16 protein-coding genes and 1 pseudogene are annotated in these 22125 nt (G+C 64.5%); 9 read left to right on the top strand and 8 right to left on the bottom strand.

Annotated elements, in window-relative coordinates; genetic code table 11:
* Positions 1-87: 87 nt before the first annotated feature.
* The 4 genes and pseudogenes from AWB68_RS51110 to AWB68_RS24160 all read right to left on the bottom strand — a co-directional run bounded on the left by AWB68_RS51110 (position 88) and on the right by AWB68_RS24160 (position 3241).
* Positions 88-603: pseudogene (locus AWB68_RS51110) on the bottom strand (DUF6632 domain-containing protein).
* Entirely contained in the window at positions 525-830 is a 306-nt protein-coding gene (locus AWB68_RS24145) for a panthothenate synthetase (protein WP_087646866.1), read from the bottom strand. The pseudogene AWB68_RS51110 and the gene AWB68_RS24145 overlap by 79 nt, the downstream one beginning before the upstream one ends.
* Before the next feature lie 86 nt (positions 831-916).
* Positions 917-1978, bottom strand: coding sequence for a DMT family transporter (locus AWB68_RS24150; RefSeq protein WP_087646867.1), 1062 nt, complete (start codon positions 1976-1978; stop codon positions 917-919).
* Between the two features lie 390 nt (positions 1979-2368).
* Entirely contained in the window at positions 2369-3241 is an 873-nt protein-coding gene (locus AWB68_RS24160; protein WP_087646869.1) for an aldo/keto reductase family oxidoreductase, read from the bottom strand.
* 391 nt (positions 3242-3632) lie between these two features.
* Between AWB68_RS24160 and AWB68_RS24170 the strand changes: the two genes are divergently transcribed.
* The gene (locus AWB68_RS24170) at positions 3633-4460 is read left to right on the top strand and encodes a ProQ/FinO family protein (RefSeq protein ID WP_087646871.1); all 828 of its coding nucleotides are present in this window, start codon (positions 3633-3635) and stop codon (positions 4458-4460) included.
* Here the strand turns inward: AWB68_RS24170 and AWB68_RS24175 are convergent.
* Positions 4457-5647: a chromate transporter gene (locus AWB68_RS24175; protein ID WP_087646872.1), complete on the bottom strand. Its 1191-nt coding sequence runs from the start codon at positions 5645-5647 to the stop codon at positions 4457-4459. The two genes, AWB68_RS24170 and AWB68_RS24175, sit on opposite strands and share 4 nt — an antisense overlap.
* Positions 5648-6021: 374 nt before the next feature.
* Here AWB68_RS24175 and AWB68_RS24180 point away from each other — a divergent pair, with 374 nt between their 5' ends.
* The 5 genes from AWB68_RS24180 (at position 6022) to AWB68_RS24200 (ending at position 13813) form a co-directional block, all read left to right on the top strand.
* A complete protein-coding gene (locus tag AWB68_RS24180) occupies positions 6022-7599 on the top strand; it encodes a sensor domain-containing diguanylate cyclase (RefSeq protein ID WP_087646873.1) in 1578 nt (525 codons plus the stop codon).
* 258 nt (positions 7600-7857) lie between these two features.
* Positions 7858-8967: an extracellular catalytic domain type 2 short-chain-length polyhydroxyalkanoate depolymerase gene (locus AWB68_RS24185; RefSeq protein ID WP_235028476.1), complete on the top strand. Its 1110-nt coding sequence runs from the start codon at positions 7858-7860 to the stop codon at positions 8965-8967.
* Positions 8968-9004: 37 nt separating this feature from the next.
* A complete protein-coding gene (locus AWB68_RS24190; RefSeq protein ID WP_087646874.1) occupies positions 9005-11659 on the top strand; it encodes a glycoside hydrolase family 15 protein in 2655 nt (884 codons plus the stop codon).
* A gap of 76 nt (positions 11660-11735) precedes the next feature.
* Complete coding sequence (locus tag AWB68_RS24195) at positions 11736-12029, top strand: hypothetical protein (RefSeq protein WP_087646875.1); 294 nt, start codon at positions 11736-11738, stop codon at positions 12027-12029.
* A gap of 230 nt (positions 12030-12259) precedes the next feature.
* Positions 12260-13813, top strand: coding sequence for a phospholipase D family protein (locus AWB68_RS24200; protein WP_087646876.1), 1554 nt, complete (start codon positions 12260-12262; stop codon positions 13811-13813).
* Positions 13814-13824: 11 nt separating this feature from the next.
* On the opposite strand, the gene AWB68_RS24205 is transcribed toward AWB68_RS24200, so the two are convergent.
* Both AWB68_RS24205 and AWB68_RS24210 read right to left on the bottom strand, forming a co-directional pair.
* The gene (locus tag AWB68_RS24205; protein ID WP_087646877.1) at positions 13825-14184 is read right to left on the bottom strand and encodes a hypothetical protein; all 360 of its coding nucleotides are present in this window, start codon (positions 14182-14184) and stop codon (positions 13825-13827) included.
* A gap of 25 nt (positions 14185-14209) precedes the next feature.
* Positions 14210-14857: a hypothetical protein gene (locus AWB68_RS24210; RefSeq protein WP_235028477.1), complete on the bottom strand. Its 648-nt coding sequence runs from the start codon at positions 14855-14857 to the stop codon at positions 14210-14212.
* Positions 14858-15357: 500 nt separating this feature from the next.
* Here AWB68_RS24210 and AWB68_RS24215 point away from each other — a divergent pair, with 500 nt between their 5' ends.
* Positions 15358-16677: an MFS transporter gene (locus tag AWB68_RS24215; RefSeq protein WP_087646878.1), complete on the top strand. Its 1320-nt coding sequence runs from the start codon at positions 15358-15360 to the stop codon at positions 16675-16677.
* Positions 16678-16718: 41 nt separating this feature from the next.
* Here the strand turns inward: AWB68_RS24215 and AWB68_RS48315 are convergent, their stop codons facing one another.
* A complete protein-coding gene (locus AWB68_RS48315) occupies positions 16719-17174 on the bottom strand; it encodes a universal stress protein (protein ID WP_160110054.1) in 456 nt (151 codons plus the stop codon).
* Between the two features lie 418 nt (positions 17175-17592).
* Between AWB68_RS48315 and AWB68_RS24225 the strand changes: the two genes are divergently transcribed.
* Positions 17593-18387: a substrate-binding periplasmic protein gene (locus tag AWB68_RS24225; protein ID WP_087646880.1), complete on the top strand. Its 795-nt coding sequence runs from the start codon at positions 17593-17595 to the stop codon at positions 18385-18387.
* Positions 18384-21563 (top strand): bifunctional diguanylate cyclase/phosphodiesterase, encoded by a 3180-nt coding sequence (locus tag AWB68_RS24230; protein ID WP_087646881.1) that lies wholly within the window; start codon positions 18384-18386, stop codon positions 21561-21563. Before AWB68_RS24225 ends, AWB68_RS24230 begins: the two co-directional genes overlap by 4 nt.
* The last annotated feature ends 562 nt before the right edge of the window (positions 21564-22125 follow it).

Below are 22125 nucleotides of genomic sequence, written 5' to 3' on the forward strand. Positions count from 1 at the left end.
AAGTCCTTCGCAGAGGGATCGCCGGGGTGTTGGGCGTCAGACGATTATCGACGATTGGCGTCCAGGGCGGACACTGCCCCGCAATCGTCATTTCCCGCGACGCGGCGTCAGCACGGTCAGCACGGTCAGCACGATCGCGATGATGAAGAGCGCGGGCACATCGCCCAGCAGATGGCCGCGATGCCCCACCTCCGTCAGCGACTGAACCGCCATGATCCCGCCGTGAACCACGCTCGACCAGACAGCAAAGCCGATCAGGCTGCGATGGGCGAGCGGATCGCGCGCCGCGAGAATCAGGAAGACGCCGAGCGTCGCGTAGATGCCGACGATCATCAGCGCATAGTCCGAGTGGCCCGCCGGATGTCCCGACTCCTATGCCCATCCTGAAGGCCACACCAGCATCAAAGGGTAGACGCATGCGATGGCAATCAAGCCGATCACGACGAGCGCGATCCGCAGATACCTGAGTCGATCGGCGTCATTCACGGGCGGGATCGCCGTTCGCTTAAGACTTGACCGATGCGTTACTTCCACTTCGCTCCGAGCGCGTCGAGCCCGGCTTTTTGCAGGTCCTCGGGCTTCATCGCGATGCGAAACTCGCATTCCGCATTGAGCTGCAGAAACCACGGCTCGGCGATCGACGGGAGATCGCTGGCTTCGGCGAGATCGACCACCAGCACCGCGCCGCGCTTGCGGTTCAACTCGGTGAAATAGATCGCCTCCGGCTTGCAGGCCTCGACGATCCGCGAGATCACCGCGCCGACAGTGCCCTCCCGCACCAGCGTGTTGAACGGTTCGTGCGGGATATGGACGTTCACGAGAATGCGCATGGTCGCCTCTTGCCTCGGTTGGATGATCGGCGGCGGGTGCCGCCGCCGACCCCTACCGTTATAGACGCGAACGGGGGAAATGACAGTCAGTGCGAGTGTCGATGATGAATGTCCGGATAGTGTGCGTGCGAGTGTGTGATCGGCGCGTGACGGTGCGGATGCGTATGCGGCGCGTCTGAATCGTAGGGGACCGCGTGCGCGTGCTGGTGATGCGCGTCGTGAACATGCGGATGATTGTGTTCGAGCGCCTCGTGCGTGTGACGATGCTCGTGCCGTTCGCGAATGTGCAACCAGACGCCGAACCCCATCAACGACGCGGCGAGCCAGAAGAAGAGCGACGGCGGCTCGGGCCAGATCGCCAGCGAGAGCGCCACGCCAACGAGCGGCGCCACGGAAAAATAGGCGCCGGTCCGCGCGGTGCCGAGTTGGCGCAACGCCACGACGAAGAGCACGAGACTCACGCCGTAGCCGGCGAAGCCGGTGAGCATGGCGGCAGCCGTCCTTGACAGCGCCGGCAGATGCGCGCCGAGCAGCAGCGCGATCGACAGGTTCGCGCAGCCGGCAACGAGCCCCTTGATGCACGCGATGACCAGCGCGTCGTTTGTCGAGACCTTGCGCGTGAGGTTGTTGTCGATGGCCCAGCAGAAGCACGCGCCGGCGATCAGCAGCGCGCCGGCCGCGAGCCGCGCAGCGCCCGGCTGCCACGACAGCAGCAACCCCCCCGCGACGATCGCGACCATGCCGAGGAACACGGTCGAGTCGACGTTCTCGCGGAACACGATCCACGCGATCAGCGCCGTCAGCACGCCTTCGAGGTTCAGCAGGAGCGAACTCGTCGCGGCGGGCGTCGAGGCGAGTCCGAACATCAGGAGCGCCGGTCCGGCGACCCCGCCCGCGACGATCGCGCTGAGCAGCCAGGGAATCTCCGATGCCGGAATGCGGCTCTCGTTGTCGCGCTCGGCGGGTGAGCGGCGGATGTGTCGAACGAGGATGCACAGGCCCAGCCCGGCTCCGCTGCCAAGGTAAAACAAGCCCGCGACCATGAACGGCGCGAGCGAACCGAGCAGCATCTTCGCGAGCGGGGTCGTGGCGCCGAAAAGGGCTGCCGCTGTAAGCGCGGTCAGGGCGGGCGTGAATCGAGATGTCATGGTGGCGGATGCGTGGGTCGGACACCACGTTACTACGTCGGCCGGCGTGCCGCGACGTTTCCGTCGATGCAAGCGCGACGCGGCGAGTGTGGACGTGATGGTCGCGCAGAGGCGGGGCGCCTATCTCGCGAGGGAGCGGCCACGTGCGCATATTTCGCAACTAACGGTCGTGTCCCGACACCTCCACGTGCAGGTTCAAGATGCGTTTCTCCTCGAAATGCAGCAACGCAGGTGGACGGCGCCACGCTCCCGGGCGCCATCCCGCAAGGGAACGTTTGACAAAACTTGAGCGACGAGGTGCCGTTTTGGCCCGCGGCGTTTTGAATGCGCACAAGGCGTTTCACCGGAAAACGCTTCACTGGAGCCATCCCCGAACGGGTCGCCGGTTATTCAGTGCCCAATCGCGTTTAACTCCGCCAACATGTCCGGCGTCAACTTCAAGGACGCGGCATCCAGATTCTCACGCAGATGCCCGACCGACGAAGTCCCCGGAATCAGCAAGATATTCGGCGAGCGCTGGAGCAGCCACGCGAGCGCGACCTGCATCGGCGTCGCCCCGGCCGACGCCGCGACGCGATCGAGCGCCGACGACTGCAACGGCGTAAACCCGCCGAGCGGAAAGAACGGCACGTACGCGATGCCTTGTGCGGCCAGCGAGTCGATCATCGGATCGTCGTCGCGATGTGCGACGTTGTAGTGATTCTGCACGCACACGATCTCCGTGATCGCCTGCGCTTCCTCCAGTTGCCGCGACGTGACGTTGCTCAATCCGATGTGCCGCACGAGTCCGCGACGCTTGAGGTCGGCAAGCACTTCGAGCGGTTCGTCGATGGGCGCATACGACGGCCCGGCGACGCCTCCCACCCGAAGATTGACCACATCGAGCGCTTCGAGTCCGAGATTGCGCAAGTTGTCGTGCACGGCATCGGTGAGTTCCTTCGGCGAGAGCGCGACCGGCCACGACTGGTCCGCCTCCCGCCTCGCGCCGACCTTGGTGACGATCACAAGATCGTCGGGATACGGATGCAGCGCCTGCCGGATGATCTGGTTCGTGACGTGCGGGCCGTAGAAATCGGAGGTATCGATGTGATCGACGCCGCGCGTAATCGCCTCGCGCAACACCGCGATCGCGGCATCGATATCTTTTGGCGGTCCCCAGACGTGAGGGCCGGCCAGTTGCATCGCGCCGTAACCGATGCGGTTCACCGTGATCGCGCCGCCTGCCAACGTGAAACTGCCGCCGGGATTGGCCGAGGAAGTCATGAAAATTCTCCGTGGTTGAGAGCACGCAGACCACTATAGGCGCCTGACCGCGGTGGGATAAGGCCGGGCACTTCGTACAGGTCGTGCGAAAGTTCGCACAATGAGTTCCGGCGAAAAACGCTGCCCACGCCGTGAAGTAGCGGTCATCGCGATTCGGGTTTATACTGACGCTGTCTCCTCCATGTCTCAACCGATATGGATTGCGCCCGCCACCCTGCGCGGGCTTTTTTTTGTCCGCGGCGCGCCCCGACGGGCACGACCGTTCGGCGCCGTTTGCGACACGATGTGAATCGGTTGCGTATCATGTGCATTCTTCGGTCGCGCGGCGTCCGGTTTTTTGTACGCGTCAGCCTGCGCACGACCAGCATCGACAACTTCCTGAGGCATCACCATGGGCTTCGAACAACTCGCCGTACTGAAAGAGCAACTTGCCAAGCGGGCGAAATCACAGCCGCCGAAAGAGGCAAAGCCGGCTCGTCCGCATCGGCCGCAGCGCAACGCGCCGGCTATAGACGCGAAGGCGGCTGAAACGAAGGCGGGTGCACCGAAAGCCAAGCAAGCCCATGCGACGCACGGTAGAGGCGCGCAAATCAAAGGCGCGCACGCGAAGGCCGCTCAAGCCAAAGCTGCACAGGCGAGGCCCACGCGAGCCAGGACGGTGCAAGCCAAACCGGCGGACACGAAGCCGACAGACCCCGCCGTCCTCACGATCCGCAAGCTGCAGAATCGTTTCCCGGCAGCGTTTCCGAAGAAGCCGGCAGCGAAGGTGCCGCTCAAGGTCGGCATCTTCAAGGATCTGGTCGCGCTGGCCGGTGAGCTGTCATTGACCGAAGCGGAATTGCGCGACGCCATCAAGATCTGGTGCCGGGGCAGCCGGTACTGGTCGAGTCTTGTCGAGGGCGCACCGCGCATGGACCTCGACGGCAATGCAGCCGGTGCCGTATCGGCGGAAGACTCGGTTCGCGCCCGCAACTCGGAGTCCAATCGTGCCGCCAAGGCGGCGCGCAAGGCAGGACAGGAAGCGCAAGGACAAGCCGAGGCGCCTCAGCAAGAACAGGCGCCTCAGCAAGAGCAGGCGCCTCAGCAAGAACAGGCGCCTCAGCAAGAACAGGCGCCTCAGCAAGAACAGGCACCTCAGCAAGAACAGGCGGCTCAGGACGAGCACGCGCCCCGGCAAGAACCGGTATCGCAGGAGCAGACCTCAGGAGCCACGTCCTAATGGCACAACAGCCACACCCCAAACGCCCCCGCGACAGTCGCATAGACCGCGTAAACCGGTAGCTTCAGCTTGGCGAGACACATGCAGCCGAAAGCCGCCGTCACGAGATAAGCGGGCTGCGGCGGTACATGCAACAGGATCTTCAATACCGCGATCGCGAGAAACGCGGTCGTCGCCGCGCGCAGCAGGCGCATGCCGTTCTCGAAGCGAGGGTAGGTCTTGAGCGCCGCGAGATGCCGCTGAGCGAAGATGACCAGGCACCCGGAAGGCACGAACAGCGCGACGGTCGCGATCAACGCGCCAACCCACCCATCGATCAGATAGCCGAAGAACGGGATCACGTTCAGCAACGGGCCCGGTGCGATCGGCGAGAGCGCGAAGGCAAGGGTGAAGTCCTTGTCGGACACGCCCGTCAGCGGGCTCACGAATAGCGCCTTCAGCACCGGCAGCGCCGAGAAGCCGCCCCCGAAGAGCGTCAGCCCGGCGCCCGCGAGCCGCGGCCACAGCAGCGTGAATTGCCACGGCGTCGGCAGGGGCAGCGCGAAGACCAGCAGCAGCGCAAGCAGAATTACCGGCAGTCGCCAGTCCCGCCGCGCCTTCACGACTTCAACGCTGGTCTCGCGCTCCGCCTCCAGCATCCAGCCCGCGGCAAATGTGCTCGCGAGCACCAGCACGTAGGCCGCCGGACCATGCGCCAGCGCGAGCGTGGCGCAAGCGAACGCCGCCGATGCCCATTCGATCTTGCCGCGCAGGATCGTGCGCGTCTGCTTGTACCACGTCACGCCGATCAGCACGGCCAGCACGACGCTGAAGTGATTCACGAGCGTCGGCGACGTCAGCGAACGAATCAGCGGCGTGCGATAGAAGATCGCGAAGACCGTCATCAGCAGGAAAAACGGCAGGACGCTCGCGATGCCCGCCGCCCACGCGCCCGCGCGGCCGCGCAACACATGCCCGAGCTGCACGGCCACGTTGCATCCGACCGGGCCGGGCACCATCCATGCCAGCGCCGTCAGATCGGCGAATGCCAATGCCGAGAGACGCTGCTGTCGCTCCACGTAATGGCGTTCGAGTTGCGCCATCAATGCCAGTCCACCCCACGATACCGACGATAAGCCGCATACGGTCCAGAACAGTCGCCAAAGCGATTCATGCTCGCGCTTCAGCTTGATATCTACGGTTGTCATCTTTTTGTTCGTGTTTCAGAAATGCAAATACCGTCCGCCAGTTTTTGTCCGGCGCCGCGCGTGCGGTAATCGACCGGTAATAAATGCGCTTCGGACGAAAAGCGCATTCACAGCATTACGAATGTTCGTGCTACATAACGTGTTCCGGGGCGCGGCACAACGCGGGCGAACCCGCAGTCCCGCTCAGCCCCGCGTGGCGGGCCTGAGCGCCAAGCGATACTAGCTCAGACGAATACACAGAATGCAACCCGAACGGGCAATGTTTCATCGCGTCGTGATTTATCCAACGAAAACGTTTCGTCAGATTTTTTTTAATAGCATTGAAGTGTGTTTATAAATAGAATCGTCGAGCAAACGTTTCAAAGATCAGGTCAATGAAAACGAACGGATGGTTTATTAGGCAGCGAGAACGATTCAAATGCAAGGAGTCCATTGCGCTTCACGGCATTGTTTATGGCGCCGCATTGATCGCGCTGGTGATGGTCGGGCTATGCGGACTCGTTCTTTATCAGAGCCGCGAAGATGCATTCGAAAGGACGCGGGAATCGTCGCGCAACGTCGCGCTGATCGCCGAGCGTGACATCGTCCGCAACTTCGAGCTTTATGATCTCTCGCTGCAGGCGGTGATCGGAGGGTTGCAGCAACCTGAAGTCAGCGCGCTTCCGGCGCATTTGAAGCGCGATGTGCTGTTCGATCGCGCGGCCACTGCGAAGTACCTCGAAGCATTGCTGGTGCTGGATGCCGAGGGCAATATCGTCGTCGATTCCACCAGCGACGTTCCGCGCGAGGCCAACTTCTCCAACAGCAAATTCTTCACCGCGCAGCGCGACAACCGCGACGCGGGGCTTTTCATCAGCGATCCGCTGCGCTTCTCGCTTGCGCATGACATGCCGAGCATCGTGCTGAGCCGGCGCATCTCGCACCCCGATGGCTCATTTGGCGGCATCGCGATGATCGCGGTCAACCTCGACTATTTCCGCAATCTCTTCGCCGGGCTGTCACTCGGGGCGCGCGGGTCGGCCTCGGTGATCGGGCATGGCGGCGTGATGGTGATGCGCCAGCCCTACGACGTGCGGATCATCGGACGCGACATCAGCACCGCGAGCACCTTCCGCCGCTTCATCGCCGAGAAGGAAGGCGACTTCAGCGACACGGCTTCCATCGACAACGTCCGCCGCCTCTATACGTTCAAGACCCTGCCACATCTGCCGTTCATCATCATGGTGGCCGTGGCCGAGCAGGACATCTACGCCAGCTGGCGCCGCCGGGCGCTCACCATCGGCTCGCTGATGGCGGCGTTCGGCGGCGCGTTCGTCGGATTGTCGGCGATGCTCGGCAGCCAGTTGCGGCGGCGCATGCGCGCGGAATCGGAGTTGCAGTTGCTGGCGCGAACCGACGGGCTCACCGGCCTCAACAACCGGCGCACCTTCGGCGAGATCCTCGATCTGGAATGGCGCCGCGCACACCGTGCCCGCAGCGTATTCTCGCTGCTGTTCGTCGATATCGACCGCTTCAAGGCTTACAACGACACTTACGGCCATCAGGCCGGCGATCACGCGCTTGCAGCGGTGGCGAAGTGCATCGGCGAAAGCATCCGGCGTCCCGGCGATACGGCGGCGCGCTATGGTGGCGAGGAGTTCGTCGTCGTGCTGCCGAACACGCCCGCGTCCGGTGCGTCCTTCATCGCCGAGAAGATCCGCGCGGCGATCTGCGACTTGTCGCTCGATCACGCGGGCAGCGAGTACGGATGCGTGACGGCGAGCATCGGCAGCGCGAGCTGGGAACCCGGGTCCGGCATGGACGTGTCCGACATGATCAAGGACGCGGACCGCGCGCTGTACAGGGCGAAGGCGATGGGAAGAAACGCGGTGGCGGTGGCGAATCCCTGCGCCGGCGAAGTCGCGGTGGACGATGCGGAACCTGCGATCGAACAGGGCTTGCTGCTTCGTTGAGCGCCGCCGTCGTGCTTGTCCTGCGTCTTTAGAATAAGCGGTCGTCGCGAATTCAAGAAAGTTGGCCGTTCCCTCATCTGGTGCGCGTCGCGCCGGGACAAAAAGACTTCGATCCCCGGCGCGATTTATTGACTAAGATGAATGCGATGCATCCGCGCACGAATGCCGCGACGCCTGCGAGATGGCCTTCGTGCAAGGTCAGCGATTTCTTTCGCGATGCTCACGAAAAGCACATCGAACCGCGCGCGAGTCAAGCCGATGAAAGCCATCCTGTGTGTTTGCGCCGTTGTGCTCGCGACGCTGTCGCCGGCCTCTTTCGCTGATTCCACCACGTACCCGCCGTTGCCGGCGCTCAACGTCGATATCACGCAGACCTCCGTCTCCGGGCTCTCGTCGGGCGGCTTCATGGCGGTGCAGCTTGCGGTCGCGTACTCGTCGATCATCAAGGGCGTGGGCGTCGTCGCCGCCGGTCCCTACTATTGCGCGCAGAACAACGTGGTGATCGCGACGACCCGGTGCTCGTGCACGATCCAGCCCGCGAGCGCATGCGCCGTCACGCCCACGAGTACCGAGGTGCCGAAGCTCGTCGCGTTCACGAAGGCGTCGTCCGCGAGTCATGTCATCGACGATGCCGCGAATATCGCTGCGCAACGCGTCGTCACGGTCTCGGGCGGGGACGATGCCACCGTGCCGCCGGCGGTGGTCGCGCAACTGCAGGACTATTACGCCGCGCTCGGCGTGCCGGCACAAAACATGTTGAAGGTCGGAATCCCCAATGCAGGGCACACGATGCCGACCTTGAATTACGGCGTTGCATGCAGCGAATCGGAGACGCCGTACATCGGCAAGTGTCAGGTCGATGGCGCGAAGGCGATGCTCGGCTGGATCTACGGCCCCGGTCCGCTGGCGCCACCCACCGCCACGACGCCGAAGGGGCGCTACATCCGCTTCGACCAGACCCGCTATCTGCCCGCCGACCGGCCTTCCACTTTCACCTGGACCACCGGCATGGACACGACCGGCTGGCTCTACGTGCCGGCTGCGTGCAATACCGGCGCGCCTTGCCGGCTGCACATCGTGTTGCATGGCTGCGAGCAGGGGCAGGACTACTTGCCGCTGAAGTCGCCGCCGGGTGGCGGGCTTTTCTATGGCACGACGTTCGTGCGTCACGCAGGCTATGAGCCCTGGGCGGACAACAACCGGATCGTCGTGCTGTTTCCGCAGGCGGTGTCGATTCCCGGGCTCAATCCGAATGGATGCTGGGACTGGTGGGGTTATACCGGCGCGCATTTTGCCGATCAGCAAGGCGTTCAGATGCGCGCGATCCGCAACATGATCGACCGGCTGGCTTCGAAGCAGGGCGGGTGATCGCTGGCGCTTGGGGTGTCAACGGCACCAAACGGAAATGCACGCCATCAGACTCGACACCCTGCTTCGCTGGGCCATCGCGGCTAGCGCCGCATTGCTGCTCGGCGCCGCTCACGCGACGACTTCCGGCGAGGCATTCGGAACGCCCGGTGCTGCGCCCGTGCATGGACCCGCGCAAAAGTCCTTTCTCGGGACGGCGCTGACCCCGGCTTCGCAGGTGTACTTCACGGGCTATCGCGGCATCGTGTCCGAGGTGTATTACCCGGTGCTCGACACGACTGAAACCGTCGACCTGCAGTTTCTGGTCGGCGATGCAGCGGGCACTTACGTCGACGAGGAAAAACTCCAGCCTTATACGGCTGCGCAGACCGATTCGCGCACGATGAGCTGGCAAGTGAAGACGGGCAATGCCGCTCACAACTGGCAGATCGTCAAGACGATCTACACCGATCCCACGCGCAATTCGCTGATCGAGCGCGTCACGTTCATGGCGCTGAACGGTACGCGTCCAAGCGACTACAACCTTTATCTTCTGTTCAAGCCGCACCTCGACAACGCCGGTTCGGGCAACACCGCGACGACTTCCACCGCCGCCAACGGACGGGTGATGCTGGTCGGCAATCACAACGCGCGCTATTCGGCGCTCGCGGCTTCGCTGCCATGGAAGGTTCAGGGCGGCACGACGATGGTGTCGAACGGCTTCGTCGCGCAGAGCGATGGCTGGACGGACCTGCTCGGCGGGACGTCGCCGGACAGGAAGATGGACTGGACCTACACGTCGGCGACCAACGGCAACATCGCCCAGATGGGCTGGCTCGACCTCGGCCACGGCAACGGCAACGGCAACGGCAACCCGAGCAGCATCTCGTTCAACGTGGTGCTCTCGTTCGACAGCGTGTCCGCGACGAGCGCGATGCAAACCGCGACCAGCACGCTCGGCGACAACCTCGACAGCCTGCGCGCGCACTATGACAACGCGTGGCACGGCTACGCCTCGGGTCTTTCGACGCAGGGCAACACCGCGGACGACGAGTACTACCTCGCCGCGATGACGCTCAAGACGATGCAGGACAAGAGCAACGGCGCGATGATCGCGGGCATCGGCACGCCGTGGGGCGAGACGCAGGGCGACGGCAACCTCGGCGGCTATCACCTCGTGTGGTCGCGCGACCTGTTCAAGTTCGCGAACGCGCTGATCACGGCCGGCGATACCGCGACGCCGGCCACGGTCGTCCATTACCTCTTCGATACGCAGCAGCAGAAGACCGCCTGCGGCGCCGCCGAATACGATGCCGACGGTTGCGCGCAAGGGTTCAGCCGCGCGGGGCGCTTTCCGCAGAATTCGTGGGTGAGCGGCTGGCCCTACTGGCAAGGCACGCAGATGGACGAGCAGGCGATGCCGATCCTGCTGGCGTGGCGGCTCGGCCCGAGCGTGTACAACCCGCTGTGGCCGCAGATCCGTCTCACCGCCGACTACATTCTCGCCACGGGGCCGTGGACCTATCAGGATCGATGGGAGGAGGGCGCGGGATATTCGCCATCGACGATTGCCGCTGAAGTCGCGGGCCTCGTGGCCGCCGCGCGCATCGCCGAAGACAACGGCGACACCGCGCGGGCAGGCCGCTACCTCGCCGCCGCCGACTACTGGCAGCAGAACGTCACGCGATGGACCTACACCAACACCGGCTTCTACGGCAACGGTCACTACTACGTGCGGATCAATCCGGCCAGCAAGCGTCAATCGGGCAACGGCCCGCAAGTCTATGAGCCGGTCAGTTACCCCGACTCCGGGCAAACCTTCCTCGTGAAGAACGGCGGCGGCACGCGGGATGAACGCGCCGTGGTCGATGGCGGATTCCTCGAGCTGGTGCGCATGGGCGTGAAGCGCGCGAGCGATCCGACCATCACCGGGACGCTCGCCGCCTACGACGCCGTGCTCGCGACGACCATCAAGGGCTCAGACCAGGCATGGTTCCGCTACAACTTCGATGGCTACGGCGAACACAACGATGGCAGCGACTTCGACGGCACCGGCGTCGGCCGCGACTGGCCCATCTTCACGGCCGAGCGCGGCATGTACAGCATCGCGAGCACCGGCATCGGCGCGAGCGGCAGCGCGTACCTTGCCGCGATCAAAACCTACGCGACCCCGGAGGGTTTCATCCCCGAGCAGATCTGGACGCAGACGAAGACCCTGCCCGGCAACTGGCAAGTCGTGACGCCGCCCGGATACATGGCGGGCGTGCCGACCAGATCGATGGCGCCGCTCAACTGGGCGATGGGCGAATACATCAGCCTGCTCGCGTCGATCCAGGCGGGCAGGGTGGTCGATATACCTTCGGTCGTGTGTGCGCGCTACAGCAACTGCGTGATCGCGCCGTCGAGCGGGGAGGTGGGCGCCACGATCGGCGTCGACGCCGCGACGCAGCCGGGGCAGTACATGTACATCACGGGCAGTGTCGCCGCGCTCGGCAACTGGAATACGGATCTCGGGTTGCCGGTGGACCCGGCCACCTATCCGGTATGGCGCAACGCCGTGAATTTGCCGGCGGGCGGCAGCGTCGAGTACAAGTACTACCGCAAGAACGCGGACGGCAGCGTCACGTGGGAGAACCTTCCCGGCGGCGGCAATCGCACGCTGAACCTGCCGGCCTCGGGAGGCGTGGCCTTGAACGACACGGTCGGTTGGTAACAGTGGGTCAGGGAAAGGCGGTGGTACGAAGATTGCGCAGGGTTGTTGTCATCACAATTGCCGGCAGGAGACGCTGATGACAACCCCCTCGGATGCAACAGCAAGCCCGGAAGAAGACAAGGAAGCGCCGCCGGCCGACGTGTCGGTGCCTGTCGGCGATGCGATTCCGACGCCCGTCGAACCGGGCCTCGACCAGCCGCTCCCGGAAAAGAACGACGCGTCGGCGGGCGCCACGCCAGCGGCGGGCGATCGGGATGATGCCGAACCGGACACCGCACCGGGTAACGATATCTCGAAGCCGGTCGGCGATGCGATTCCCACGCCGGTGGAACCGGGCACGGACCAGCCGCTGCCGGACAAGAGCGAATAAGCCGCCTTCGATTCCGGGTGTTGTGTTTGCAGCGGTTGATGCGCTCAGGCTTCTCCAAGCAAGTCTGAGCGCATCACCGGTTTGAACAGCACAACCCCAAGCGCCAGCGGCAATCCCGCGCCCATGCGCTCAACCACTGACGCTACACTCCTACCCAACGCTTCCAAAGCGCTCGGGACCGCGTGGGTCCGATATCGATCAATGCCCTTCAGCCTGGCGGAGAGCCGTACATGATCCACCTTCGACGTCTCATCGCGCTCATGCTCGCGTTGCTTCTAAACGCATGCGCGAGCCTGCCGCCGCAAACCGGCCGCACCGAGACGCACGCCGTGCAGGACACCGCCGGCACGCGGCTCGGCATCGCCTTTGCGCCCGGTGAAGCGGCGCATCCGGGCAGCAACGCGTTCCACCTGCTGCCCAACGCGATGGATGCGCTCGTCGCGCGCATCATCCTGACCGAAGCCGCCGACCGCACGCTCGACATGCAGTACTACATCTGGCACGACGACGCCACCGGACGCACGCTCGCCGCCGCGGTGCTGCGCGCGGCGGATCGCGGCGTGCGGGTGCGCCTGCTGCTCGACGACCTCGGCACGAACGCGGACGATGAGGTGCTGCTCGCGCTCGCGTCGCATCCGAACGTGCAGGTACGGCTCTTCAATCCGGTCGCGAGCCGCCGCTTCAAGACGCTCGGCTCGGCCTTCGAATTCTTCCGCGTCAACCGGCGCATGCACAACAAGTCGCTGATCGCCGACAACCAGGGCGCCATCCTCGGCGGCCGCAATATCGGCGACGAATACTTCGGCGCGTCGACGACGGTCGCGTTCGGCGATCTCGACGTGCTCGTGCACGGGCCGGTGGTGCGCGAGGTGTCGAACGCCTTCGATCAATACTGGAACTCGCAGGCTGCCTATCCGATCGAGAGCCTCACGGGCCGTCACGCCGACCCCGATGCGCTCGCGGGCTACCGGGCCAGGCTCGACGCGTACCTCGCCTCCGAGCGGACCACGCCGTACTTCACGCAGGCGCGCGAGCGCCTGACCGACGTGCTCCAGACCCGCGGCGCCCAGTTCTCCTGGGGCAAGGCGACGCTGCTCTACGACGATCCATCGAAGATCACGCGTGCGCCGACCGATGCAAAAGGGCATCTCATGTCGCAGTTCAAGGCGCTGGATCTTCAGCCCGAACGCGAGATGCTGGTCGTCTCGCCGTATTTCGTGCCGCAGCGGGCCGGCGTCGACTGGCTGAGCGCGATGACGAAGCGCGGCGTGCGCGTGACGGTGCTGACCAACTCGCTCGCGGCCACCGACGTATCCGCCGTGCACGCGGGCTATCAGCGCTACCGGAAGGATCTGCTGGAAGCCGGCGTGCGGCTCTACGAACTGAAGCCCGTCGCCACCGCCGAAGCGGCGGGGAAGAAGTCGACGTTCGGTTCGTCGAAGGCATCGCTGCACGCGAAGACCTACGTGTTCGATCGCACGGGCATCTTCATCGGCTCGATGAATCTCGACCCGCGTTCGGTCGAGCTCAACACGGAGATCGGCGTCTATTGCGAGAGCGGGGCGGCGGCGAGCGAGGTGGTCGACGGCATCAATGCCAATCTCGACCGCGTCGCGTGGCGGCTCGAACTGCGCGCCGATGCGAACGGCGGTAGTCACATCGTGTGGATCGATACCGCGGCGAACGGCACGGTGACCGAACTCGACCAGGAGCCTGACGTCTCGGCGCTGCGGCGCACCGGCATCTGGTTCCTCGGGCTCCTGCCGATCGAATCGCAGTTGTGATGCGCCTCGCGCTATGCCGCCATGCGCGGCACGGCCAGTGCCACGCCGGCCACGCTGTTGATCGACGAATAGATCGCCTCGACCACCGCGTTGATCACCTTCTCCAGTTCCACGATGAGGGTTTGCACGATCGTCTCGGCGAACCCTTGCACCATCTGCCCGAGACCGTCCAGATAGAACGATTGCTCCGCGGGCGTGAAGACGTTGGCTTCGATCATCCCGGCGACGAGCGAGGCCTGGTGAACGAGCGACTGGAACTGGCTGCGCGCGAAGTCGGTGAAGCTCGCGAGGTCCTTGCTGGTGGATGTCTTGACCGCGTTCGAAATGCTGTCCTTGAAGACATCCGCGACGTTGGTGAGATCGAGTGCCATGACGACTCCTTGTTTGACGCGACGATTACCGTTGCAGGAAGTTCTCGTAGAAGAGCGCTTCCGCAACGAAGTGCGTGACGTATCCCTTGTTGGCGGCCACCTCGGCGCCGTTCAGTCCATGCGCGCAGTCCGTGTCGCGCAAGAGCGCTATCGCGCGGGAGATCTGCGTGAGGGCGAGGGCGCTCGCCGGAGGTTGTGATTGTTGCTGGCCGCTGCCGGGTAGCGGGCCGAACGACGGCAAGACCGGCATGCGCGGCACGTGACGGGCGTCGGCGCATTCGTTGGCGGCCATCGTCAGCGCATCATCGGACATCGACGTCGGCAGCGGGTTGATCGCGAGCTTCTGCTTGATCGCTTGCTCGGCCTTGTCGCGCAGGGCGCTGTCGGCGACGGGCCGGTTCTGCGACTGCAACGCGAGCGCGTCCGCCCGGCCGATGATCTGGTTGTAGCGGTCCACCCGTTGCCCGAAGGTTGTCTTCGCCACGCCCATGCTGGTGGACGCGTACATCTCCATGATGTCGTTACTTACCCCGCGAATGCCGTCGATGAGCGACTGATCGTAGGGCGGCGCGAGTTGCACGGTGCAGGCGCTCGCGAACAGCATCGTGGCGCAGAGCAGCGCGACGAACCATGCGGAGCGTCGATGGCAGGGCCGGTTCCGGTTTCTTGTCATGGGGACTCCGCTCGTTGAACGAAACGTTTCGGCGGCCGCACTTCGATCGCAGGTGCGGGCTCGACCTGTTGCGAGGTGGATTCGCAAGGGTATCGATCGGGTGATTCAGCGCCGGGGGTTGCCGCAGTTTTCAGTCGGGAACCGGGGAGGGCGGCAGACGCTCGTGGCGCGCGTGGGTTGCGCGGCTGCGTGGATGTTCTGTAAACTGCTCGCCGCCCGCCTGTAAATATAGGATCGCGAACTTAGTGCGGCAAGGTCGTTCGTTAGCCGTGTTCCGCCAGTTGTGGTGTTGGCTCCGCGCCGCTCGCCTGCCCTTCCCGTGCCTTACAGTGGCTTACAAAAAACCCACGCACAACATCTTCCCAGTGCGACTACACCAAACCGAGCCACCCGAAACAGCAGCCCCCGGCGAATCGCTCATCCAGGATTAAGATGGCGGTTGCAAACCGGCGCCGAACCAACAAACATCAACGGCGCCTTCATACGAATCTGGAGATGACATGGCACAAGATCCCCGAACGCCTGCGGCCGGCGCCGTCGCGTCGACCACATCGAAGCTCGGCGCGGTACTGCGCGTGACGAGCGGCAACTTTCTCGAGCAGTTCGACTTTTTCCTCTTCGGCTTCTATGCCACCTTCATCTCCAAGACGTTCTTCCCGGCCGGGAGTGACTTCGCTTCGCTGATGCTGACCTTCGCCGTGTTCGGCGCCGGCTTTCTGATGCGCCCGCTCGGCGCGATCGTGCTCGGCGCATACATCGACAAGGTCGGGCGGCGCCTCGGCCTGATCGTCACGCTGTCGATCATGGCGAGCGGCACGATCCTGATCGCCTGCGTGCCGGGCTATGCCTCCATCGGCCTCTTCGCGCCGTTGCTCGTGCTGATCGGGCGCCTGTTGCAAGGCTTTTCGGCCGGGGCGGAACTCGGCGGCGTGTCGGTCTACCTGGCCGAAATGGCGACGCCCGGCCGCAAAGGCTTCTATACCGCGTGGCAGTCGGCGAGCCAGCAGGTGGCGATCGTCGTCGCGGCGGCGCTCGGCTTCGCGCTCAACGTCATGCTGACCCAGGAACAGACCGGCGCATGGGGCTGGCGCATTCCGTTCTTCATCGGCTGCGCGATCGTGCCGTTCCTCTACGTCCTGCGCCGCTCGCTGCAGGAAACCGTCGAATTCCAGGCGCGCCGTCATCATCCGAGCACGTCCGAAGTGTTCCAGTCGATGCTCGCCAACTGGAAGACCGTGCTCGCCGGCATGATGATGGTCGCGATGACCACGACCACCTTCTACCTGATCACGGTCTATACGCCCACCTTCGGCAAGACGGTGCTGCACTTGAGCACGTCGGACAGCCTTATCGTCACGCTGTTCGTCGGCGTGTCGAACTTCATCTGGCTGCCGATCGGCGGGGCGCTGTCGGATCGCATCGGACGCAAGCCGCTCTTGCTCGTCATCTCGGGACTCGCGATCGTGACGTCCTATCCGGCGCTGGAATGGCTCGCGCACGCGCCGAGCTTCCTGCGCATGCTCGCGGTGCTGCTGTACTTCTCGTTCTTCTTTGGCTTCTACAACGGCGCGATGGTCGCGGCGCTGACCGAGGTGATGCCGGTGAACGTTCGCGTCGCGGGATTTTCGCTTGCGTACAGTCTCGCGACGGCGGTGTTCGGCGGCTTCACGCCGGCGGTATCGACGTACCTGATCCAGGCCACTGGCGACAAGGCAGCGCCCGCGTACTGGCTGATCTTCGCGGCGCTGTGCGGGTTCGTGGCGACGCTCACGCTGTACCGGCGGGGCGGCGCGGCGGAGTTGCAGGCGGGCCTTGGGTGAAACGCGCCGAGGGCGGAGCGCTGGCGCTTCGCCCTCTTTGATCAAGCAATGGCGCCGCGCGGTGAAGTAAGCGGGGCGTATCGCTGGTTCATGACGACAGTGACCGCGCACGGCGCGTGCGCGACGATCCGCCGGACGACACGGCTTGCCGGCCAGCGCTGAAACCACTGGCGGCGACACCCGACGACGATCTCCCCCGCGCCATACTCCGCCGCGTAGTCGACGACCTCGCGCCACGGATCGCCGATTCGCAGCGACAACCGGATCATGTCGCGCGTCTCCGGCAGCCGGGCCTTCAGCGACTGAAGCGCCGCTTCGCAATGCGCTATCTGCTGCTCCATGACGTCGTCCATGCAGGCGTCGAAGCCGAATGCGGGCACCGTCGCGACGCTCAGAATATGGAGGCGCGCGGCGCGTTCGAGCGCGATATCCCTGGCACGCAGCACGGCCGCCAGAGCGCAGTCGGAACCGTTGAATCCCACCAGAACGCAGCGCATGAGATGCCCTTGAAGATGTCGTTGTCGCGTCATTCTTTGGGATTCAGCGCGCGGAGGCCACCCGTCGTGCGGGGGGTCCCGGCCTCGCCGAACGCAGGTATCCGAAGGGCGAAAGCTCAAGGCTTGCAGCGCAGACGCCAACAACATGGCGCCCGAACGCGCAACGAGGATACTGACGAACCTCCGTCCCCAGTCGAAAAAACCCTTCGAAACCGGGCGCTTGCCCCTCAAGAATGGCGCAACGGTGCCGACAATGGATAGGAGAGCCATCCGGCAGCGACCTACCGCCGGGGCGATTGCGCGAGAGGCCGCGCTGGAACGATCCGCGAACGAAGCGGACAGACGATCAATCGCGCCGTCGAACCAGCCTGCGAACGCATGGCTGCATCGAAAACGCGTCATCATCATTGGAGAGATTGTGATCCGACACGGACTTGGCGGCCTGCTGCTCGCGTTGTGCTGCCTCGGTCAGGCGCAGGCGGCCGGTCCCGACTGCTCGCGCCCGTTCACGCTGGCGCTGCACGATCACGGCCTGCTGTATTCCGCCGACACCGACACCGGCATCGACAAGGATTTCGCGGACGAACTGATCCGCCGCAGCGGCTGCCGGGTCAGCGTCAGCCTGATGTCGCGCGCGCGCATCTGGCAACTGATCGAATCCGGCGCGCTCGATTTCAGCCTCTCCGGCATCACCAACGCCGACCGCGACCGCTACGCGTCGTTCGCATGGTACTTCAGCAACAAATACTATCTGCTCGTGCGCAACGACGCCGGCATCCGCCAACTGGCCGATTTCGAGCACAACGACCATTTCCAGCTTGGCGTGATCCGCAGTTTCCGCTATAGCGACTCGGCGAACCGGGTGGTCGACGAACTCTCGGCGGCGAACCGCACGACGCTCGCCGGCGGCCTCGATCCGCTGTACCAGGCACTGATGCTGCGGCGCATCCAGGGCATGATCATCGAGCCGTTCGACTATCCCGCGCTCGACGAACGGAAGATCCGCGACGTCACGACCATCATCGAGTTCAACGATCCGGCCGTGCCGCACGGTCTCATCATGTCGAAGAAGTCGCTGTCGGTGAGCGAGCAGGGCAAGTGGCGCGCACTCGTTGACGAGATGCGCGCCGATGGCACCGTGCGCCGCATCTTCGAGAAATACTTCCGGCCGGACCTCGCGCGTTCGATGGTCGATTTCGCGTCGACGCCGTGAACTGGGCGCGCCTGATCCTGCTGCCGATCCTGATCCTGACCGCCGCGCTCGGCGTCACCTGGACAGTCTGGGAACACGAACGGCAAGCCTCGCGCAATGAACTGCACTCGCAGTTCAACTATTCGCTCGGCGATGCGGTCAGCCGGGTCGAACAGCGCATGGCGACCTACGAACTCATGCTGCGCGGCGTGCAGAGCCTTTTTGCCGCCAACGATCATCTGGACCGTGACAGCTTTCGCGACTATGTCGGCTCGCTCACGCTCGACCCGAATTTCTCGGGCGTGCAGGCGATCGGGATCGTCGAGTGGGTGCCGGAGGCGCGGCGCGAAAGCCACGTCGCCGGGATGCAGCGGCTGGGTTTTCCCGACTACGCGATCCAGCCCGCAGGGCGGCGCCAGGACTACGCGCCGATCGTGCAGCGCGAGCCGTACATCGGCCGCAATCGCGCCGCGCTCGGCTTCGACGCCTGGGCCGATTCCGCGCGGCGGACGGCGATGGAGAGGGCGCGCGATTCCGGCATGGCGGCCATCACCGGCAAAGTCCGCCTGACCGTGGATACCGATGCCGATGCGCGTCCCGGCTTCGTCATGTACCTTCCGATCTACGCGCGCGGCGAGCCGCAGGACAGCGTCGGCGAGCGCCGCGCGCATCTGCTCGGCTGGGTGTACGCGTCGTTTCGCATGAGCGACGTGATCGCGAGCCTGTACGGCGAGCGCCCGCCGGGCGTGGCGCTCGCGATCTACGACGGTGTCGAACCGTCGGCCGCGACGCTGCTCTACCGCTCGGGCAACTGGGGCGAGCGGCATCTGCCCGCGGGCGCCTCGGCCAACGAGTACCTCGTCATCGCGGGACACGACTGGACGCTTTCGATGACCGCCCAGGACGGTTTCAAGGCCCGTTTCGGCCGCAACGCCGAGATGCTGATCGCCGTCGCGGGAACGGGGTTGAGCCTGCTGCTCGCGTTGCTTGCGTGGCTCACGCTGACGGGCCGCCGCCGCGCGATGCAAATGGCGTCGTCGATGACTCGCGAGCTACGCGAGAACGAGGAGAAGTTCCGCGCGATCGCCGACTGCACGGTGAACTGGGAAGTCTGGTGGGGGCCGGACGGCAAGCCGCGCTGGATCAACCCGTCCGTGACCGAGTACACCGGCTACACCGTCGACGAATGCATGGCGATGCCCGACTTCGCCGGCACGCTGATCCATCCCGAAGACATGCCGCGCGTCGCGCCCGAGTTCCTCAAGGGACGGCAGGGCTTGCGCGGCGACGACCTCGAATTCCGCTGCGTCCGCAAGGACGGCTCGATTGTCTGGTTCTCCGTTTCGTGGGCGCCGATCCGCGATGCGAAGGGCACGTTTACCGGCTTTCGCACGAGCGGGCGCGACATCACCGAGCGCAAGCAGCTCGAAGCCGAACTGCGCATCGCGGCCGTCGCGTTCGATTCGCTCGAAGCGATGATGGTGACCGACGCGAGCCACACGATCCTGCGCGTCAATTCGGCGTTTACCGAGTGCACCGGCTACACGTCCACGGAAATCGTCGGCGAGTCGCCGCGCGTGCTGCGCTCCGGCCGACACGACGAAGCGTTCTTCCGCGAGATGTGGGAGACGATCCATCGCGACGGCGGATGGCAGGGCGAGATCTGGGACCGCCGCAAGAACGGCGAGATCTATCCGAAGTGGCTCACGATCTCGGCGGTGCGCGGCGACGGCGGCATCGTCAGCCATTATGTCGTCACGCATCACGACATCACCGAACGCAAGATCGCGGAAGAGCGGATCAAGGAGCTGGCCTTTTTCGATGCGCTCACCCGCCTGCCGAACCGCTCGCTGCTGCTCGACCGGCTGAAGCAGGCCATCACCGCGAGCGCTCACAGCGAAACGTGCGGCGCGCTGCTCTTCATCGACCTCGATCACTTCAAGACGCTCAACGATACGCTCGGCCACGACAAGGGCGACCGGCTGTTGCAGGAAGTGGCGCGGCGGCTCGCCGCGAGCGTGCGCGAGAGCGATACGGTGGCGCGCGTCGGCGGCGACGAATTCGTCGTGGTGCTGGGCAGCCTGCACGAAAACCGGCAGGAGGCCGCGATCCAGACCGAGGCCGTCGGCGAGAAGATTCTCGCGGTGCTCGGCAACACCTACCAGCTCGACGATGTCGAGTACCGCAGCACGGCGAGCATCGGCGCCACGGTGTTCAGGGGCCATCAGACCTCGATCGACGAACTGCTCAAGCAGGCCGACCTCGCGATGTACAAGTCGAAGGAACGCGGGCGCAACGCGCTGTGCTTCTTCGATCCGGCGATGCAGACGGTCGTGGTCGAGCGCGCCGCCCTGGAAGCCGACTTGCGCAAGGCGATCGAGGACGATCAGTTCCTGCTCCACTATCAGGCGCAGGTCGCCGATGGCGACCGCGTGACGGGCGCGGAAGCGCTCGTGCGCTGGCGGCATCCGCAGCGCGGCATCGTGCCGCCGGCCGACTTCATTCCGCTTGCCGAGGAAACCGGCCTGATCCTCGCGCTCGGCAACTGGGTTCTCGAAACCGCGTGCACGCAGTTGACGCTCTGGTCGATGCGGCCGGAGACGGCGCATCTGACGATCGCGGTCAATGTCAGCGCGCAGCAGTTGCGCGAGCCGGACTTCGTCGACAAGGTGCTGACGGTGATCCACCAGACCGGCGCGCGGGCGAACCGGCTGAAGCTGGAACTGACCGAGAGCGTGCTGGTGGACAACGTGCAGGACATCATCCAGAAGATGTACGCGCTCAAGGCGAAGGGCGTGGTCTTCTCGCTCGACGACTTCGGCATCGGCTATTCGTCGCTTTCGTATCTCAAGCGGCTGCCGCTGGATCAGTTGAAGATCGACCAGTCGTTCGTGCGCGATGTGCTTGTCGATCCGAACGATGCGACCATCGCCAAGACGATCGTGGCGCTCGCGCAGAGCCTCGGACTCGGGGTCATCGCCGAGGGTGTGGAGACCGGCGCGCAGCGGGACTTCCTCGCGAGCGCGGGATGTCATGCCTATCAGGGCTACTACTTTTGCCGGCCGCTGCCGATCGACGGCTTCGAGGAATTCACGAGGAGGTTCGATCCGTGGCAGCGGTTGTCGAACGAGCGGAAACGGCTTGCGAAGGGACGGCTGGTGCACGTCGAATCGCGTGATGGGATTGAGACGGAATGAAGCCGAGACCCTTAGCTCACCGCACTTCAGGGGTCGCTGGCGCTTGGGGTGGGGTGGGGTTGGGGGTTACGCCGTTTGATGCACTCAGGCTTCCATGGAACTTGTATTGGTTTTGGTTTATTAGCTCTGCCCCTGTCCGGGGCGGGGCTCACTTTCTTTGCTGCTGCAAAGAAAGTAAGCAAAGAAAGCAGCTTCCCACCGCCAATGCTTGCCATGCGCCTCCAGACCGCTCCCTCGGAGTGGTCCAACCGGGGGAGTGTCGTTAGCGGGGTTTCATCGTTGTTGGCATGTAGAAAAGGCGCGCACGTCGCACCGCTTCGCGGAGTGGATCAGCAGTCATTCATCCGTCTTGGCACTTCGTGCCCGACGACAGGTCTGCGAAGCGGTGGTGAATTGAAGCATGCGGCAGCACGAAGTACGACGCAGATTCACCGATGGGTTTCGGTTTTACCTAACGGGTGAGCGCGTAGCGCGAGGCGGGATGTATGACTGCTGGTCCACTTCGTATGGCGGTGCGACGTGCGCGCCTCTTCTACATGCCAACAACGATGAAACCCCGCTA

It is taken from the genome of Caballeronia choica, assembly GCF_001544535.1.
GTDB classification, from domain to species: domain Bacteria; phylum Pseudomonadota; class Gammaproteobacteria; order Burkholderiales; family Burkholderiaceae; genus Caballeronia; species Caballeronia choica.

What these genes read in the sequence shown, in the direction of transcription:
- AWB68_RS24170 (WP_087646871.1), top strand. Translation starts at nt 3,633, where the DNA reads ATGGGCTTCGAACAACTCGCCGTACTGAAAGAGCAACTTGCCAAGCGG.
- AWB68_RS24175 (WP_087646872.1), bottom strand. Translation starts at nt 5,647, where the DNA reads ATGACAACCGTAGATATCAAGCTGAAGCGCGAGCATGAATCGCTTTGG.
- AWB68_RS24180 (WP_087646873.1), top strand. Translation starts at nt 6,022, where the DNA reads ATGAAAACGAACGGATGGTTTATTAGGCAGCGAGAACGATTCAAATGC.
- AWB68_RS24210 (WP_235028477.1), bottom strand. Translation starts at nt 14,857, where the DNA reads ATGACAAGAAACCGGAACCGGCCCTGCCATCGACGCTCCGCATGGTTC.
- AWB68_RS48315 (WP_160110054.1), bottom strand. Translation starts at nt 17,174, where the DNA reads ATGCGCTGCGTTCTGGTGGGATTCAACGGTTCCGACTGCGCTCTGGCG.
- AWB68_RS24205 (WP_087646877.1), bottom strand. Translation starts at nt 14,184, where the DNA reads ATGGCACTCGATCTCACCAACGTCGCGGATGTCTTCAAGGACAGCATT.
- AWB68_RS24215 (WP_087646878.1), top strand. Translation starts at nt 15,358, where the DNA reads ATGGCACAAGATCCCCGAACGCCTGCGGCCGGCGCCGTCGCGTCGACC.
- AWB68_RS24190 (WP_087646874.1), top strand. Translation starts at nt 9,005, where the DNA reads ATGCACGCCATCAGACTCGACACCCTGCTTCGCTGGGCCATCGCGGCT.
- AWB68_RS24145 (WP_087646866.1), bottom strand. Translation starts at nt 830, where the DNA reads ATGCGCATTCTCGTGAACGTCCATATCCCGCACGAACCGTTCAACACG.
- AWB68_RS24200 (WP_087646876.1), top strand. Translation starts at nt 12,260, where the DNA reads ATGATCCACCTTCGACGTCTCATCGCGCTCATGCTCGCGTTGCTTCTA.
- AWB68_RS24150 (WP_087646867.1), bottom strand. Translation starts at nt 1,978, where the DNA reads ATGACATCTCGATTCACGCCCGCCCTGACCGCGCTTACAGCGGCAGCC.
- AWB68_RS24160 (WP_087646869.1), bottom strand. Translation starts at nt 3,241, where the DNA reads ATGACTTCCTCGGCCAATCCCGGCGGCAGTTTCACGTTGGCAGGCGGC.
- AWB68_RS24195 (WP_087646875.1), top strand. Translation starts at nt 11,736, where the DNA reads ATGACAACCCCCTCGGATGCAACAGCAAGCCCGGAAGAAGACAAGGAA.
- AWB68_RS24185 (WP_235028476.1), top strand. Translation starts at nt 7,858, where the DNA reads ATGAAAGCCATCCTGTGTGTTTGCGCCGTTGTGCTCGCGACGCTGTCG.